The 15,584-nt window shown below is 71.2% G+C and carries 16 protein-coding genes; 6 read left to right on the top strand and 10 right to left on the bottom strand.

Annotated elements, in window-relative coordinates; translation table 11 throughout:
• Positions 1-2: 2 nt before the first annotated feature.
• From ACWKZU_RS06625 to rpsB, 7 genes are all read right to left on the bottom strand, one after another.
• Positions 3-635 (bottom strand): aggregation-promoting factor C-terminal-like domain-containing protein, encoded by a 633-nt coding sequence (locus ACWKZU_RS06625; protein WP_449281611.1) that lies wholly within the window; start codon positions 633-635, stop codon positions 3-5.
• Positions 636-700: 65 nt separating this feature from the next.
• Positions 701-1,258: a DivIVA domain-containing protein gene (locus ACWKZU_RS06620; protein ID WP_449281610.1), complete on the bottom strand. Its 558-nt coding sequence runs from the start codon at positions 1,256-1,258 to the stop codon at positions 701-703.
• 44 nt (positions 1,259-1,302) lie between these two features.
• A complete protein-coding gene (locus ACWKZU_RS06615) occupies positions 1,303-2,220 on the bottom strand; it encodes a phosphatidate cytidylyltransferase (protein ID WP_449281609.1) in 918 nt (305 codons plus the stop codon).
• A gap of 4 nt (positions 2,221-2,224) precedes the next feature.
• Positions 2,225-2,779, bottom strand: a complete 555-nt coding sequence (gene frr, locus ACWKZU_RS06610; protein WP_449281608.1) for a ribosome recycling factor — start codon at positions 2,777-2,779, stop codon at positions 2,225-2,227.
• A gap of 70 nt (positions 2,780-2,849) precedes the next feature.
• A complete protein-coding gene (gene pyrH, locus ACWKZU_RS06605) occupies positions 2,850-3,569 on the bottom strand; it encodes a UMP kinase (RefSeq protein ID WP_449281607.1) in 720 nt (239 codons plus the stop codon).
• Between the two features lie 104 nt (positions 3,570-3,673).
• Positions 3,674-4,504 (bottom strand): translation elongation factor Ts, encoded by an 831-nt coding sequence (gene tsf, locus ACWKZU_RS06600; protein ID WP_449281606.1) that lies wholly within the window; start codon positions 4,502-4,504, stop codon positions 3,674-3,676.
• Between the two features lie 124 nt (positions 4,505-4,628).
• Complete coding sequence (gene rpsB, locus ACWKZU_RS06595) at positions 4,629-5,501, bottom strand: 30S ribosomal protein S2 (protein ID WP_449281605.1); 873 nt, start codon at positions 5,499-5,501, stop codon at positions 4,629-4,631.
• Positions 5,502-6,275: 774 nt separating this feature from the next.
• Here rpsB and ACWKZU_RS06590 point away from each other — a divergent pair.
• Genes ACWKZU_RS06590 through dprA form a run of 3 tightly spaced genes read left to right on the top strand, consistent with a single transcriptional unit; the run spans position 6,276 to position 9,714 of the window.
• A complete protein-coding gene (locus tag ACWKZU_RS06590) occupies positions 6,276-6,644 on the top strand; it encodes a YraN family protein (RefSeq protein WP_449281604.1) in 369 nt (122 codons plus the stop codon).
• Entirely contained in the window at positions 6,641-8,182 is a 1,542-nt protein-coding gene (locus ACWKZU_RS06585; RefSeq protein ID WP_449281603.1) for a YifB family Mg chelatase-like AAA ATPase, read from the top strand. Before ACWKZU_RS06590 ends, ACWKZU_RS06585 begins: the two co-directional genes overlap by 4 nt.
• Positions 8,179-9,714, top strand: a complete 1,536-nt coding sequence (dprA, locus tag ACWKZU_RS06580; protein ID WP_449281602.1) for a DNA-processing protein DprA — start codon at positions 8,179-8,181, stop codon at positions 9,712-9,714. Before ACWKZU_RS06585 ends, dprA begins: the two co-directional genes overlap by 4 nt.
• 206 nt (positions 9,715-9,920) lie before the next feature.
• Here dprA and ACWKZU_RS06575 read toward each other — a convergent pair whose 3' ends face one another.
• Positions 9,921-10,688: a hypothetical protein gene (locus ACWKZU_RS06575; RefSeq protein ID WP_449281601.1), complete on the bottom strand. Its 768-nt coding sequence runs from the start codon at positions 10,686-10,688 to the stop codon at positions 9,921-9,923.
• A 490-nt stretch (positions 10,689-11,178) separates the two neighbouring features.
• Here ACWKZU_RS06575 and ACWKZU_RS06570 point away from each other — a divergent pair, with 490 nt between their 5' ends.
• Positions 11,179-12,099, top strand: coding sequence for a tyrosine recombinase XerC (locus tag ACWKZU_RS06570; protein ID WP_449281600.1), 921 nt, complete (start codon positions 11,179-11,181; stop codon positions 12,097-12,099).
• Between the two features lie 95 nt (positions 12,100-12,194).
• Here the strand turns inward: ACWKZU_RS06570 and ACWKZU_RS06565 are convergent, their stop codons facing one another.
• Both ACWKZU_RS06565 and ACWKZU_RS06560 read right to left on the bottom strand, forming a co-directional pair.
• Positions 12,195-12,767 (bottom strand): murein hydrolase activator EnvC family protein, encoded by a 573-nt coding sequence (locus tag ACWKZU_RS06565; RefSeq protein ID WP_449281599.1) that lies wholly within the window; start codon positions 12,765-12,767, stop codon positions 12,195-12,197.
• Between the two features lie 115 nt (positions 12,768-12,882).
• Positions 12,883-13,206 carry a DUF2469 domain-containing protein gene (locus tag ACWKZU_RS06560; protein WP_119074439.1) on the bottom strand — a complete coding sequence of 108 codons (324 nt, stop codon included), beginning with the start codon at positions 13,204-13,206 and terminating at the stop codon, positions 12,883-12,885.
• Positions 13,207-13,304: 98 nt separating this feature from the next.
• On the opposite strand from ACWKZU_RS06560, the gene ACWKZU_RS06555 reads away from it, so the two are divergent.
• Complete coding sequence (locus tag ACWKZU_RS06555) at positions 13,305-13,955, top strand: hypothetical protein (RefSeq protein WP_449281598.1); 651 nt, start codon at positions 13,305-13,307, stop codon at positions 13,953-13,955.
• Positions 13,952-15,583, top strand: a complete 1,632-nt coding sequence (locus ACWKZU_RS06550) for a DNA polymerase Y family protein (protein WP_449281597.1) — start codon at positions 13,952-13,954, stop codon at positions 15,581-15,583. The genes ACWKZU_RS06555 and ACWKZU_RS06550 overlap by 4 nt, the downstream gene beginning before the upstream one ends.
• The last annotated feature ends 1 nt before the right edge of the window (position 15,584 follow it).

Raw genomic sequence — 15,584 nt, 5'->3', positions numbered from 1 at the left:
GCTTACCACCAGTGGTTCGCGTTCCAGAAGGCGTAGGCTTCCGCCCAGCTGCCGTAGCGCCCCACCGCGTAGCCGTTGGCCCAGCGGAGGTTGTCGACGGGGTCGTAGCCGTTGCCCGGCACCTTGCTGCACGGGTAGGCCTGGATCAGCCCGCAGGCGCCCGAGCTGGCGTTGGTGGCGTTCGGGTTCCAGCCGCTCTCCTTGGAGGCGATGAAGTCGACGTAGCCCCAGTCGCTCTCGGCGATGCCCGCGGCGGCCATCCACTCGGCCGGCGAGCCTCCGCCCGAGTATTTGGGCGGCGCCAGAGGGGTCGACGCCTGCTGCGCGCGCGCCGCCTCCTCGGCCTCCTTGGCCGCCTTCTCCGCCGCTTCCTCGTCGGCGATGCGCTGGCGCTCCTCCGCGGAGATGTCGACGGGCACCTCCGCGAAGACCAGGTCGGCCTCGTCGGTCTCGTTCGGCGTGAAGACCTGGTGGATGCGCTGCTGGAAGGCCAGCGTTTCGGCGTCGGCCTCCGCGGTGGGCATGGCGAACGGGGCGACCACCGCGACGCCGAGGAACCCGGCGACGGTGAGTGCGGCGACGGGGGCCCTGAAGCGGGACCAGCGCGAGACGGAGTTGGTATTCACTGCAGACACAATGTAACGATTCTATATCAGAGCGGCTTACCGCTCAACGGCAATTCGGAACCCCGGGATCCGGGTCACTGACGAGTGGCCAGGATCAGCTCGACCACCGCGTCCAGCAGGGCGTCCACCTGGTCCTCGTCGTAGCCCCGCCACTCCGAGTGGAAGACGACGTCGCGCACCTCGGCCGGTTGGAGCGCCAGCTCCCGTCGCTCGAACATCTCGGCGATGCGGTCCAGGAACGCGTCGACCTGCGAGCGGCGGTACCCCGTGGCGAAGATCCCGCGCCGCCGGAAGCGCTTGCCGCGGGTGCGCTGGATGCGGCCGCGCACCTCGGAGAGCAGCTGCCGGGTCTCTGCCCACCACGCCTCCTCCCCCTCGGCGCGCAGCCGCGCGCGACGCTCGCGCTCGAAGAAGACCTCCTCGAGCCGGTCCATGGCGGCGTCGACGTAGCGCGGCGCATAGCCGCCCCGCTTCACCGGGAAGGCCGTGTGCCGCACGTCCTCGGCCGTCATCGCGACGGGTTCGGCTCCGGATCCCTCGTAGGCGGCGCGGGCGCGCGCCAGGAAGTCGTCGACCTGCTCGGGCTGGTAGCCCCGCTGAGAGCCGTTCACGAGCGGAAAGGAATTGTGCACCGCACCATTCTGCCGCCTCTGCGGCGATCGAGGCTGGGAGGCCATCACACCACCCCCAGCACGAGCGCGACGCCGTAGACGCCGACGGCCGACGGCAGCAGGGAATCCATCCGGTCGAGGAATCCTCCGTGACCGGGAATCCAGGAACTCATATCCTTCACTCCCAGGTTGCGCTTGATGAGCGATTCGGTGAGATCTCCGCCGGTGGCGGTGAGCAGCACGACGACGCCGAGCACGATCCCGACCCACCACGGCTGCTGCAGCGCGAGCAGCGCGACCGCGACGCCCGCGCTCATCGCGGCGACCGCGGCGCCCGCGAAGCCCTCCCAGGTCTTGTTGGGGCTGATCCTCGGCGTCATCTTGTGCTTGCCGAGGGTGATGCCCGCCGCGTAGGCGCCCACGTCGACCGAGACGACGATCAGCACGAGCGCGAACACCCACCACTCGCCCCGCGTCCCCTCGACGAGCAGCACGGAGAAGGAGGCGAGGAACGCCACGTAGACGAGGGTGAAGAGGCCGGAGAACACGTCGCGCACGAGGGTGCGCCGCGGGGTCTCCCAGGCCGGCACGAGGCCCTCGACGAGGCGCCACACCGTGAGCAGCGCCGATCCGGCGAAGAGCCCCAGCAGCATCCCCTCCGCGCCCCAGAAGAAGGCGCCGCCGACCACGACGAGCCCGCCCAGCACCACACCGACGCGCGGCACTCTGCGGCCGGCCACGCGGAACGCGGCGGCCAGTTCGATCAGCGCGACGGCGACGAGGATCGCGACGAGCAGCACGAAGACCTGCTTGACGAGCAGCAGGCTCGCGAGGAACACCCCCGCGAACACGAGGCCGGAGAGCACCGCGAAGAACAGATTGCGGCCGGCCCGAGCCTCGATCTTCGCGTTCGTGGCTTCGAGCTGCGCGCGCTTCGATTCGATGGCGCTCCGGATCTCGTCGCGTCTCTCCGGGCCCGACATGAGGTTAGACCTCCAGCAGTTCGGCCTCTTTGCGCTTCAGCGCATCGTCGACCTGGTCGATGAACTGCTTGGTGACGGCCTCGAGCTCCTTCTCGGCGCGCGCCACCTCGTCCTCGCCGATCTCGCTCTTGAGCGCGTCGAGATCGTCCTTGCCGCTGCGGCGCACGTTGCGGATCGCCACCCGCGCGTCCTCCGCGCGGCCCTTGACGATCTTGACGAACTCCTTGCGGCGCTCCTCCGTCAGCTCGGGCAGCGAGACGCGGATCACGTTGCCGTCGTTGCTGGGGTTGGCTCCGAGGTTGGGCATGTCGCGGATGGCCTGCTCGATGTCCTTCATCGCCCCCTTGTCGTAGGGGGTGACGATGAGGCTGCGCGCGTCCTGGTTCTGCACCGAGGCGAGCTGGGCCAGGGGCGTCGGCGTGCCGTAGTAGTCGACCTGGAGGTTCTGCAGCAGGGACGGGTTGGCGCGTCCCGTGCGCACCGTGGCGAAGCCCTCCTTCGCGGCCTCGACCGCCTTGGTCATACGGTCCTTGACGTCGACGAAGACCTCTTCGATCACGGTGTACTCCTTCTGAAACCTACTGGTATCGCTCGTATCTCAAGCTTAGCGGTCGCGGGTGCCGCGACGCTCAGCTGTGCACCAGCGTGCCGAGGCCGTCGCCGCGGATCGCGGCCGTCACGTTGCCGGCGGGCTCCATGCCGAACACGCGCATGGGCATGCCGTTGTCCATGCACAGGCTGAAGGCGGTCGAGTCGACCACCTTGAGGCCGCGCACGAGGGCGTCGCCGTAGGTGATCTGGTCGATGAGCGTGGCCTCGGGATCCTTGTGCGGGTCGGCGGTGTACACGCCGTCGACGCCGTTCTTCGCCACGAGCACCTCGTCGGCGTGGATCTCGAGCGCGCGCTGCGCCGCGACGGTGTCCGTGGAGAAGTACGGGAGGCCCGCGCCGGCGCCGAAGATCACCACTCGCCCCTTCTCCAGGTGCCGGATGGCGCGCAGCGGGATGTAGGTCTCGGCGACCTGCGTCATCGTGATCGCCGACTGCACACGGCTGCCGACGCCGGCCTGCTCGAGGAAGTCCTGCAGCGCGAGCGCGTTCATCACGGTGCCGAGCATGCCCATGTAGTCGGCCCGGGCGCGGTCCATGCCGCGCTGGGAGAGCTCGGCGCCGCGGAAGAAGTTGCCGCCGCCCACCACGACCGCCACCTCGGCGTGCTCCATCGCCGCCGCGATCTCTCGCGCGATCTGGCTCACCACGTCGGGGTTCACTCCGAGCGTCCCGCCTCCGAAGGCCTCACCCGAGAGCTTCAGCAGAACTCGGCGCTTGCGATCGGCGGTCTCGGTCATGGGGTCTCCTTCGTGAGGTGTGCGGTCTCTGGTCTCGGTTGAGGCAATGATAGTGGGCAGCAGAAGGGCCCGGATCGATTCACGATCCGGGCCCGATGCGGCGCTTAGGCGCCGACCTTGCTGCGTGCGAAGCCGGTGACGGTGATGCCGGCCGCCTCGGCGACCTTCTTCACCTCGCGCTTGTCGGCGTCGAGGGCGTGCACCTGCTCGTTGAGCGCGACCTGCTTGAAGAACGCGGTGAGGCGACCCTCGACGATCTTCGGCAGGGCGGCCTCGGGCTTGCCCTCGTTCTTCGAGATCTCGGTGACGATCTCGCGCTCCTTCTCCACGTCGGCCTCGGGGACGTCCTCGCGGCTGAGGTAGAGCGGATCGGCGAACGAGATGTGACGGGCGATGCTCAGCGCAGCCTCGGCGTCGTCGCCCTCGTAGCCCACGACCACGCCGATCTGCGGGGGCAGGTCCTTCGAGGTCTGGTGCAGGTAGACGGCGGTGCCGGGAGCATCGACGCGCGAGACCTTGCGCAGCTCGATGCGCTCGCCGATGATGGCGGCCTCATCGGTGATGACGTCGGCGACGGTCTTGCCCTCGGCGGGGGCCGCGAGGGCCTCCTCGATCGTCTTCGCGTTCGCGGCGACGATCGCCTCGAGCACGCGCTCCGCCAGGGCGATGAACTTCTCGTTCTTCGCGACGAAGTCGGTCTCGCAGACGAGCTCGATCATCGTGGCGGCGCCCTCGCTCTGCTTGACCGCGACGAGACCCTCGCTCGCCTCGCGGTCGCCGCGCTTGGCGACGCCCTTCAGGCCCTTGAGACGCAGGATCTCGATCGCCTTCTCGATGTCGCCATCGGCCTCGACGAGCGCATTCTTGCTGTCGACCATGCCGGCGCCGAGGCGCTCGCGCAGTTCCTTCACGGCGGCCATGCTGACTGCAGCCATGTGTGACTCCTTCTGTGTCATCCCGTGCGGGCCGCGGATTGCGCGGCCCGCACGGGATCCATGATTTCGGTCTGTGTCTTGCGGGTGACGGTGCCGAAGCTACCGTCTGCGGGTGAACCGCAGGTTACTCCGCGGCAGCGGCTTCCTCGGCGGCGGGGGCCTCGGCGTCCTCCGCGGCAGGGGCCTCGGCGGTCTCCGCAGCGGGGGCCTCCTCGGCGGCCGGAGCCTCGGCCTTGTCCGCGTTCAGCAGCTCGACCTCCCACTCGGCGAGCGGCTCGGCGGCGGTCTCAGCGCCCTCGGCGGGCTTCTGGTGGCGCTCCATGAGGCCCTCGGCGGCGGCGTCGGCGATCACGCGGGTGAGCAGCGCGACCGAGCGGATCGCGTCGTCGTTGCCCGGGATCGGGTAGGTGACCTCGTCGGGATCGCAGTTGGTGTCGAGGATCGCGATCACGGGGATCCCGAGCTTCTTCGCCTCGTCGATCGCGAGGTGCTCCTTCTTGGTGTCGACCACCCAGAGGGCCGACGGGGTCTTGGTCATGTGGCGGATGCCGCCGAGCGACTTCTGCAGCTTCTCGAGCTCGCGCTTCTTGAGCAGCAGCTCCTTCTTGGTGAAGCCGCTCGTGGTGCCCTCGAAGTCGAGCTGCTCGAGCTCCTTCATGCGCTCGAGGCGACCGGTGACGGTCTGGAAGTTGGTGAGCAGGCCGCCGAGCCAGCGCTGGTTGACGTAGGGCTGGTTGACGCGGGTCGCCTGCTCGGCGATGGCCTCCTGGGCCTGCTTCTTCGTGCCGACGAAGAGGATGTTACCGCCGCGGGCGACGGTCTGCTTCACGAACTCGTAGGCGTCATCGATGTACCCGAGCGACTGCTGCAGGTCGATGATGTAGATGCCCGAGCGCTCGGTGAAGATGAAGCGCTTCATCTTCGGGTTCCAGCGGCGGGTCTGGTGTCCGAAGTGGACGCCGCTGTCGAGCAGCTGGCGCATGGTGACGACGGCCATTGCCGTTCTCCTGTTCTGCGCACCTTTGCAGGCACGCCTTTGCGGTTGTTCATCGGTCGCGGTCGCGACCAGATCCTGGTGCCCTCGGATTCCGCCGCTCCCTTCTGCGCCGATCCTCGATCTGTGGCGATCGAGGACCCGTGCGGAACGGAGACCGGTGGCGGTGCGCCGATGAGCGGGCACGCGAAGTCACCCCTTGCGAGGTGCGGCATCTAGCTTAGCACCGTCTGCGCCGCTCGCCTGCACCGCTTGAGAGGGCCCGCCGATAGCTCGACCAGCATCCTGCACGGAAGGAGCCCGGCTCGGCCTCGTCCTCCCGCGCGGAGAGAGCGCTCCCTCGCCGGCCTCGTCCTCCCGCGCGGAGAGATCCCGGACCGGTCTTGTCATCCTGCGCGGAGAGAGCGCAGCGAACGCAGTCGCAGGATCCAATCCCCTGGACCCCGCAACTGCGCGAAGAACAACCGCCCGGCATCCGGGTCGATCCGGGCTGGACAACCGCCCCGCTCGCCGCCTGCTCCTGTCCCCTCGTTCCGCGCCGGCTCCATCCGGGAGCAGGTTCCTGAAGAAGAACCTTCGAGAAATATTCGATCTCCTGTGGAGAAGCATCGTCCGCTGCGGTCGCCCGCAGCCGAGGTGCGGTGGGCGCGGCAGCACGAGTAGTCCGCTCACAGCCGGCTCATCTGCGCGCAGGCTCGCGAACCTATCCACATGCGCCCGAATCGGCTTTCGCACGATGCGCCCGACCGCCGATGATGGGCGGCCAGGAGGTGCCTCATGAACCCAACCGCAGCACACAACCAGGCGCTCGGATCCCGCGGCGAGTCGATCGCGGCGGCCTACCTCGAGGAGCGGGGCTATCGTGTCTTCCAGCGCAACTGGCGCACGCGACACGGTGAGCTCGACCTGATCGCGCACGACTCGGGCACGCTCGTGGCGATCGAGGTGAAGACCCGGAGCGGAGCAGGATACGGCCATCCGTTCGAGGCCATCACCGCGAAGAAGGCGGATCGGCTGAGGCGGCTGCTGCTCGAGTGGGCCCGCCTCCACGACTCCCGCTCGCGCGGGCTGCGCGTCGATGCCATCGGCGTCACGCTCCGGCCGGGCGCCGAGCCGCACATCGAACACCTGCGGGGCATCTCATGAGCACGGCGGTCTGCCGCGCGGCATCGGTCGCGCTCACCGGGCTCGAGGGCACGCCGGTGATGGTCGAGACCGCGGTCTCGCAACAGCTCCCCGGAATGGCCATCATCGGCCTGCCCGATACCGCACTGGCGGAGGCCAAGCTCCGGGTGCGCACGGCCACCGCGCAGGTCGGGCTGCCTCTTTCCGACCGGTTTCTCACGATCAACCTCAGCCCCGCCTCGCTGCCGAAGCACGGCTCCGGCTTCGACCTGGCCATCGCGTTGTCGGCGCTGGCCGCCTCGAACCATCTCCCGTCCCACCGCCTCTCCGGTGTCGCCCACCTCGGCGAGCTCGGCCTCGACGGCGAACTGCGGCGCCCCGCCGGTCTGCTCCCAGCGGTGGTCGCCGCCCGCTCGCTCGGCTTCCACCGCGTCATGGTGCCCGCCTCGTACGGGGCCGAGGCCGCCCTCGTTCCTGGCATCGAGGTCATCGCGGTGCCCGACCTCGCCAGTGCGGTCGCCTGGTACCGGGGAGAGTTCGACGGCGCCGCCCTCCCGAGGCACGATGAAGCGGCTCCGCCGGCCGGAGAAGCGACGTTCGACATGTCCGATGTCGTGGGGCAGCCCGAGGCGGTGGAGGCCCTCGTCATCGCGGCGGCCGGACGGCACCACCTCTCGCTGCTCGGCCCGCCCGGCGCGGGCAAGACGCTGCTCGCCTCGCGGCTGCCCACGATCCTCCCCGACCTCACCCCGGACGAATCGCTCACGGCGAGCAGCATCGCCGCCCTCGGCGGCGTACCGCTCACCCGCCTGGTGCGCCGCCCGCCGTTCGAGGCGCCGCATCACACCGCGTCGGCGGTCTCCATCATCGGCGGCGGAGACAGCGGCGGAGTGCGTCCCGGCGCCATCACCCGCGCCTGCCACGGGGTGCTCTTCCTCGACGAGGCGCCGGAGTTCCCGCGCAGCGTGCTCGATGCGCTGCGGCAGCCGCTCGAGTCGGGCCGCATCGAGATCCACCGCGCCCGCCTGCGCACCGTGCTCCCCGCGCGCGTCCAGCTCGTGCTCGCCGCCAACCCCTGCCCCTGCGGCAACGCGGGTTCGCCCGACACCGCGCAGGAGTGCCGCTGCTCCCCCGGCGTCCGCGTGAAGTATCTGCAGCGCATCTCCGGCCCGCTCAGCGACCGCATCGACCTGCGCCTCACCGTGCGGCGCGTGTCGAGCGTGCTGCAGCAGGAATCCGGCGTTCCCGCCCCCTCGAGTCGCGAGCTGCGCCGGCGCATCGCAGCCGCTCGCGCTCGCGCGTCGCAGCGCCTTCGGGGCACGCCGTGGGCGGTGAACTCCGAGGTGCCGGGCAACTGGCTGCGCGGTTCCGAGGCGCGACTGCCGCGCGCCGACACGGCGGTGCTCGACCGCGCGCTGGCGCGGGGTTCGCTGACCCTGCGCGGCTACGATCGGGTGCTCCGCGTCGCCTGGACCCTCGCCGATCTCGACGGCACCGAACGTCCGGGCAGGAACGAGCTCGCGCGAGCGCTCGTGCTGCGAGGAGGCGATGCCGGATGAGCCGCACGGGACTCACGAGCGGGTCCGGGCGGGGCGCGGGCGGCGAGCGGCGCGAGGTCGCCGGGCCGGGCTCGCTCATGAGGCAGGACTCGCTCACCGAGCAGCGCGATGCGGCCGAACGGCAGGAGGGCGTCGGGATTCAGGAGGGCACCGGGATACGGGGCACCGGGACGCGGGCCGGCATCCGCCGATCGGGCCGTGCCGGGTCGTTGATCTGTGCCGGCTCCGAGTTCCTCCCCCGGCTCGCGCGCTTGGTGGCCGAGGCCGAGCTGGGCGCCTCTCCGGATGCGGACGGCTCAGGCGCGGCGGGCTCGGATTCGTACGGATCAGGCATGACCGCCTCGGATCCGCCTGCACCGGCCGACACGCTGCTGGCCCGGATCGTGTGGGCCCGGCTCGTCGAGCCCGGAGACGCGATCGCGGGCGGGCTCATCGGAGCGCTCGGGGCCGTACCGGCGCTCGACCTGCTGGCATCGAATGCTCCGATCGTCCGCGTCCGCGAACTCGTGCACGCAGCCGCGGGAGCCGATCCCGATCCGTCCGAGCTCACCCGGGCGTTCAAGCGCTGGAGACTGCGACTCGATCGCGCGGCGACCATCGCCGACCTCGATCGCGCCCTCGACTCCCGAATGCGGATCGTCACGCCGGAATCGAAGCACTGGCCGTCCGCACTCGACGACCTCGGCGACCACGCCCCGCTCCTGCTCTGGGTCCGCGGCGACCCCGCCATCCTCACAGGACTCTCCCTCGCGGTCGTCGGGGCGCGCGCCTGCACCGGCTACGGCTCCCACATCACCGCGGAGCTCACCGAGAGCGTCTGCGAAGCGGGCACGACGATCGTCTCCGGCGCGGCCTACGGCATCGACGCGGTCGCCCACCGCACCGCGCTCGCGCTCGGCGCGCCCACCGTCGCCGTGCTGGCCGGCGGGGCTGACATGCCCTATCCGAGTTCTCACGGCGGGCTGCTGGAGCGCATCTCCGAGTCCGGGGCGGTCTGCTCCGAGATGGTGCCGGGATCGGCACCCACGCGCTGGCGGTTCCTCCAGCGCAACAGGTCGATCGCGGCGCTCGCGCGGGCCACGCTCGTCACCGAGGCAGGTGTTCGCTCCGGATCCCTCAACACCGCCGGGCACGCGGCGGAACTGGGGCGGCCGCTCGGGGCGGTTCCCGGCCCGGTCACCAGCGCGGCCTCCGCGGGGTGCCACCGGCTGCTCCGGGAATACGGCGCGACGCTCGTGACGAACGGCGCCGAGGCGCGCGAGTTCCTCGGTCTCTCCGATGAACCGATGCTGTTCGACGCGCAAGCCGTCGACGGGTCCGGGTCCGCCCGGCAGCCCGCCCGGCACCGGCGGGTGATCGACGCGCTGCCGCTGCGCGGGAGCCGCGACGTCGTGGAGGTGGCGCGCCGGGCCGGGCTCGAGATCGCGGAGGCGCGATCCGCACTGGCAGAGCTCGAACTGCTCGGGGCCGTCGCCCGTCATGGAACGCCGGGCGCCGCCGAAGACCGCTGGGCCCTGCTGCGGCGAGAATGAGCGCGTGCAACCGGAATCGGCGATCGGATCCTGCCCCGGATCGGTGCACCCGCCGAGTTCGTAGCCGAGGTGCAGATCGGCATCGGATGCCTCCGCCGCGCTCAGGAAAGGGTTCGCTCCGGCGGCAGGTGCACGAAAGGCGGCGCCCACCGGCGAGCGCAGCGCCCACCGGTGAGCGCGGCGCCCACCGGCGAGCGCAGCTGTGCTCAGGCGCGCGTACGACGCGAGAACATGAGCGTGATCCTCGTGCACAGTCCGAGGGCGGCGAGCTGCCGGCGCAGCGCATCGGGATCTCGGAGGACCGCGACCCTGCTGTCCTGCACTGCCCCGATGACGGACTCGAGCCGCGCCATGCGCTCCACGACCTCGCCCACCAGATGAGCGGTCGGCGTTTCCCCCGGTGGCAGCACCCACCCGACGCATCCGGTTGGATCGATGAGTGTGAACGCACCCGGGTCATGCGAACGGCGCAGCTCGGCGATACCGAGCCGCAGGAAGAGCCGCACCCATCGAGCGTCTTCCCGCCGTACCTGCCAGGTATCCGGAAGGCACCCCCGAACGAGCCCTCGGACTCGCGGGTATCCGATGGTCTCGAAGACCAGGTGCCGATGGTGCCCGTTCCTCGTCACGACCAGCAGCGGGTCATGCCCGCTCGGTACCGGGCAGGACGACAGCCACAGGTCGTCCATCGAACGGAGGTGCAACTCGGAATCGCCGCGATGCCGCACCGCGTACTCGAGCAGCTCGCTCTCACTGTGATGCAGGAGGGTGGTCTGCTCGACCGCCACTCGTGCGGGTGCGAACCACTGCACGGCGAGGTCGAGGCCGCGGCTCACCGGGAACGGCACCGGGTTCAGGCCCGGCCATTCGAGCGCCGCTCGCAGGCGTCCTCGATACGACGGGAGCACCTCGTCGACGGGCTTGGCGGCTTCCATGGCGCTGTGCTCCCGCAGCAACTGAGTCTCAGCTCTCATCACGCTCCCCCGTTCTGCAAAAGGTCACTACTCTCTCTTCCTCTTCCGTCCGGGTTGCGGCGACCGGCGGGATAGGGCTGTGAACGCCGGAGAGCAGACGTCGTTCCATCGGGTGGGGAATGACCGCCCGGCCAGGCGTCCGAGGTCCTGTTGAGAATCCTGCATCAGAATTATCAGAACTGGATTACATTCTACATATTGCTACGCTTTCCCTACGCAGTTGAGAAGCGGCTCCGAGGAGAATCCTCACCCCCTGCTTGCCGATGGCCCGATCATCGTGGCCGGCATCCTACGCGGGTGGAACACCGATGATCCCCTCGCACCGGAAAGCAGCGCCCACGTGCAGCGCGGCGACACCGGTGAGCCGCAGACGGGCGCAGGCCCCCCTGAGGCCGTCTGGACCGACGGATCTGCGCCGGGACTGCCGCCCGTCGCGAAACGCCGGGCGCGGCCGAGGACCGCTGGGCCCTGCTGCGGGGAGAATGAGAGCATGCGACTGACGGCAGCGATCGACTCCTTCCTCGACGCCGTCCGCTTCGAATACGGCTACTCCGAGCACACGGTGCGCGCGTACCGGCGCGACCTGCATGATTTCGCGCTCTTCGCCGGGCACGGCACCGCGGAAGCCGCGACGGTCGACGACTGCGACCTCGAGCTCATGCGCGGCTGGCTCTGGGACCGCCAGCAGCGCGGCCTCGCCCCGAGTACACTCGCCCGCAACGTCGCCACGCTGAAGTCGTTCGGGGGCTGGCTCGAACTGCGCCGGCTGGTCCCGGGCAATCCCGCCTCCCGGCTGCGCTCCCCGAAGGCGCCGCGCGAGCTGCCGCGCGTACTCGCGGACGAGCAGATGGCGCGCATCCTCGACCGCGCCGCGCGGAGAGCGGAGAGCGGGGACCCCGTGCAGATGCGCGACCACGCGGTACTCGAGCTGCTGTACGCGACCGCGCTGCGCGTGTCGGAGCTCTGCTCCCTCCCGGTGACCGGCCTCGACCGCAGGGAGCGCACGGTGCGAGTGCTCGGCAAGGGCGGCAAGGAACGCGTCGTCCCCCTGGGGGCGCCCGCTGCACGAGCGATCGAGGACTACCTCGACGCGGCCCGGCCCGCACTCGCAGCGCGGGCCGAACGCCCCGACGAGGGTTCGCTCTTCCTCGGCAATCGCGGCGGACCGCTCAGGCCGAACGCGGTGTACCGCCTGGTGTCCCACGAGCTCGAGCAGGAGCCCGGGGGTGGCCCCCGCGGACCGCACACCTTCCGGCACACGGCGGCGACGCACCTGTTGAACGGCGGCGCCGACCTGCGCGTGGTGCAGGAGATGCTCGGGCACTCGAGCCTCTCGAGCACGCAGGTCTACACGCACGTCTCCACCGAACGACTGACCCAGAGCTACCGTCAGGCGCATCCCCGCGCCTGACGCCGTCCGGTGCCGCATCGCAGAACCGCAGCACGCAGAACGCGCCGTCGCCTCCGGGACTCCGCCCGCCACCCGACCCGGGCCCGGGCCCGGACTCAGTCGAGCACGACTCGCCCGAGGGGCAGCAGTACGGGGCGACGCAGGAGATAGCGCAGCGGATTGACGTATTCGCCGTCCACGCGCACACCGAGATGCACGCACTCGGCCAGGCAGTGCCCGCCGCTCGCGACCTCACCGAGCACGGCTCCGCTCGTCACGGCAGCACCGGCCGAGAGCCCGCTGCTCACCGGCTCCAGCGTGTACACGGTGCGCTCGTCCACCCGGATCGATAGAACGCCGCGATCGACGACCCGCCCCGAGTACGAGACCGTCCCCGCCGCGGGAGCGACGACCGCCTGACCGGGGCTCGCCGCGAGGTCGATGCCGCGATGCCCCGAGCCGTATCGGTGCGGCGGCGCGCGATACGGCCCCGACACCTCGAACAACCCGCCGACCGGAGGCACCCACAGCACCGCCGCGTCGGGCGTCCCGGCTGATCCCCGAGGCGCGGACGCCTGCTGCGCATCGGGGCTCGCGACGAGGCCCGGAGACGGTACTCCCGCACCGTGGGCGAGCAGCGGGATCACCACCAGCAAGGGAGCGATCAGCAGTATGCGGGGCGAGGTCATGCCTCGACTCTCGCAGAGCCGGCCTCAGCGGCGGAGTGCGCCGGGCGGATCCGTGGAGAACTCTTCGTCGCCCGCCGCGCACGGTGATTGTGAGCGGCGCACGGAGAGTTCGCGGCTACTCGTCGAGCGCCAGCTCCTGCGGCAGGGAGAATTCCCGAGCCGAGAGCTCCTCGACGTTCACGTCCTTGAAGGTGAGCACCCGCACCGACTTCACGAAGCGGTCGGCGCGATACACGTCCCACACCCAGACATCGGTCATCGAGAGCTCGAAGTAGAAGTCGCTCCCGGCGTCCTGCCGCTTGAGATCCACCTCGTTGGCCAGGTAGAAGCGGCGCTCGGTCTCGACGACGTACCGGAACTGGCTGGCGATGTCGCGGTATTCGCGAAACAGCGACAGCTCGGCCTCGCGCTCGTAATCGTCTAGCTCGTCCTCGTTCATCTCCCCCATCCTACGCCGTCTTCGCGGGCGTTCCGGAGCCCGGCGCGCCCACCCGCGTCGAGGTTGACTTATTCGAACATATGTTCGAATATGGCTGCATGAATTCCGTCGCGACCGTCCGCTCGCTGCAGCAGCGCATCACCGAGATGCAGCCGCTGCGGCTCGACGATCGCGCGCTGCCCACCTCCCCCGGCTTGCGACCGCTCCTCCCCGGAGGCGCACTGCGCCGCGGCGCGAGCTACTCGGTGCTGGGCTCGCACCAACTGGCGCTGGCGCTGCTGGCCGAAGCCTCCTCCTCGGGATCCTGGTGCGGGGTGATCGGCTGCCCCGCATTCGGCGCAGAGGCCGCTGCCGCGCTCGGCGTCGCACTCGACCGCTGCGTGCTCGTCCCCCACCCGGGCGATGAGGCGCTGGGCCTCGCGGGGGCGCTGAGCGAGGTGCTCACCGTGGTGCTGCTGCGCCCGCCGGCCCGGCCCCGTCCGGGTGATGTCGAGCGGATCTCGGCGCGGCTCCGCGAGCACGGCTCCGCACTCGTCGCGGTGGGCGACTGGCCGCGCGCGGAGTGCACGCTGCGCGTCTCGGCCTCCCGGTGGCGGGGGCTCGGCCAGGGGCACGGTCTGCTCGAGGAGCGGGAGCTCGCCGTGCAGACGCTGGATCGCCGCGGGGCGAAACGGCATGTCGTGCGCTTCTCGGGCGGTGCGCTCGCGGATCCGGAGACTCCTCCGGTGCAGAGGCTGGTGCCCCGATGAACGCCCCCGAACAGCCCTCCGCCGAGCGGATCATCGTCTTCTGGGTGCCCGACTGGCCGGTGCACGCCCACCTGCGCGAGTCGGAGCACGCCCCGGCGGCGGGATCGGACGCCACCGCCGTCGCCCTGATCGCGAACCGGCGCGTGACGGCCTGCTCGGCCGCGGCCAGGGCGGAGGGCGTGCGCGTCGGGTTGCGCGAGAACGAGGCGCAGGCCCGCTGCCCGCAGCTGGAGGTGCACCCCCACGATCCCGGCGTCGACGAACGGCGCTTCGCCCCGGTGATCGCCTCGCTCGAGCGCCTCGTGCCGGGGGTCGAACCGCTCCGCCCGGGCCTCTGCGCGCTCCGCGCCCGCGGGCCGGCACGCTACTACGGCGATGAGGAGCGCGCCGCCGCCGCGATCCTGCGGTGCGCGGAGCAGCTCGGCCTGCCCGAGGCGAGGGTCGGGATCGCCGACGGGCGTTTCGCGGCGGAGCAGGCCGCGCGAGCCTCCTCGGCCGATCCCGGCGTCACCGCACCGCATACGGGCGTGCGCATCGTGCCGCCCGGCGCCTCCCGGGCCTTCCTCGGCGCGCTGCCGGTGGGGCGAGCCGCGGAGCCGCGCTTCGCCGAGCTCCTGCACGGGCTCGGCATCCGCACGCTGGGCGCGCTGGCGGCGCTCCCGGAAGACGCGGTGCGGCAGCGCTTCGGCGCGGAAGGGGTCGCCGCGCACCGTCGGGCCTCGGCCTCGGGTCCCCAGCACGGTTCCGAGGTGCTCCCGCGCACGCCGGTGCGGGAGCTCGCCGTCGAGCTCCCCCTCGAGCCCCCGCTCGACAGCGCAGAGCAGCTCGCATTCGCCTGCGTCGCCCTCACCGAACGTCTCATCTCCGGACTCGCGGAGGAGCGTCTGGTCTGCACCGCCCTCCGGGTCGAGCTCACCGACGACATCGGCGTGCGTCACGAGCGGGTGTGGTCCCACCCGCACCGCTTCACGGCCGCCGATGCGGTCAACCGGGTGCGCTGGCAGGCCTCCGCGATGTCGGCGGGGTCCACGGCGCGGGACAGCGGACGGGAGGCGGCGGGCGTCGCCCACGTGCGGCTGGTCCCCGCCCACACCGACCGGGCCGCGGCGCACGAGCCGGGACTGTGGAGCACGGAACCCGACGAGCGCGTGCACCACCACCTCAGCCGCGTGCAGAGCCGCCTCGGGCACACCGGCGTGGGCACGATGGAGCTGGCCGGGAGCCGGCTGCTCTCCGACCGGCAGCGCTTCGTCCCCTGGAGCACGGGCCGGGCCGGGGAACGAGGATCGCGCGCCTCGGCCGCGGGCCCCTGGCCCGGCGCGCTGCCCGGACCGATGCCCAGCCTGGTGTTCCCGGAACCGCTCCCCGCGGAGCTCACCGACGCCGAGGACCTCCCCGTGAGCATCGACGAGGAGGATCTGCTCACCGCGCATCCGGCCCGTCTCCGAGTGGCGAGCACCGAGTTCACCGAGCCGGTGAGCGACTGGTCGCCCCCCTGGGCCATCCGCGAGGGCTGGTGGCGGGGCGCCCCCGAGCGTTTCAGGCTGCAGCTGCAGCTCGCCGACGGCGACGCCTGGCTGCTGCTCCGCGAGGGAGGCCGCTGGCTCGCCGAGGGGCGCTACGACTGAG

The sequence above is a fragment of the Leucobacter sp. genome, assembly GCF_053528595.1.
Note: the sequence above shows the minus strand (reverse complement) of the source record. Positions and strands in the feature narration are given on the sequence as shown.

Bases quoted from the DNA above. Each gene is read 5' to 3' on its own strand.
- ACWKZU_RS06615 (WP_449281609.1), bottom strand. From the start codon at position 2,220: ATGTCGGGCCCGGAGAGACGCGACGAGATCCGGAGCGCCATCGAATCG.
- pyrH (WP_449281607.1), bottom strand. From the start codon at position 3,569: ATGACCGAGACCGCCGATCGCAAGCGCCGAGTTCTGCTGAAGCTCTCG.
- tsf (WP_449281606.1), bottom strand. From the start codon at position 4,504: ATGGCTGCAGTCAGCATGGCCGCCGTGAAGGAACTGCGCGAGCGCCTC.
- rpsB (WP_449281605.1), bottom strand. From the start codon at position 5,501: ATGGCCGTCGTCACCATGCGCCAGCTGCTCGACAGCGGCGTCCACTTC.
- ACWKZU_RS06590 (WP_449281604.1), top strand. From the start codon at position 6,276: ATGAACCCAACCGCAGCACACAACCAGGCGCTCGGATCCCGCGGCGAG.
- ACWKZU_RS06585 (WP_449281603.1), top strand. From the start codon at position 6,641: ATGAGCACGGCGGTCTGCCGCGCGGCATCGGTCGCGCTCACCGGGCTC.
- dprA (WP_449281602.1), top strand. From the start codon at position 8,179: ATGAGCCGCACGGGACTCACGAGCGGGTCCGGGCGGGGCGCGGGCGGC.
- ACWKZU_RS06575 (WP_449281601.1), bottom strand. From the start codon at position 10,688: ATGAGAGCTGAGACTCAGTTGCTGCGGGAGCACAGCGCCATGGAAGCC.
- ACWKZU_RS06570 (WP_449281600.1), top strand. From the start codon at position 11,179: ATGCGACTGACGGCAGCGATCGACTCCTTCCTCGACGCCGTCCGCTTC.
- ACWKZU_RS06565 (WP_449281599.1), bottom strand. From the start codon at position 12,767: ATGACCTCGCCCCGCATACTGCTGATCGCTCCCTTGCTGGTGGTGATC.
- ACWKZU_RS06560 (WP_119074439.1), bottom strand. From the start codon at position 13,206: ATGAACGAGGACGAGCTAGACGATTACGAGCGCGAGGCCGAGCTGTCG.
- ACWKZU_RS06555 (WP_449281598.1), top strand. From the start codon at position 13,305: ATGAATTCCGTCGCGACCGTCCGCTCGCTGCAGCAGCGCATCACCGAG.
- ACWKZU_RS06550 (WP_449281597.1), top strand. From the start codon at position 13,952: ATGAACGCCCCCGAACAGCCCTCCGCCGAGCGGATCATCGTCTTCTGG.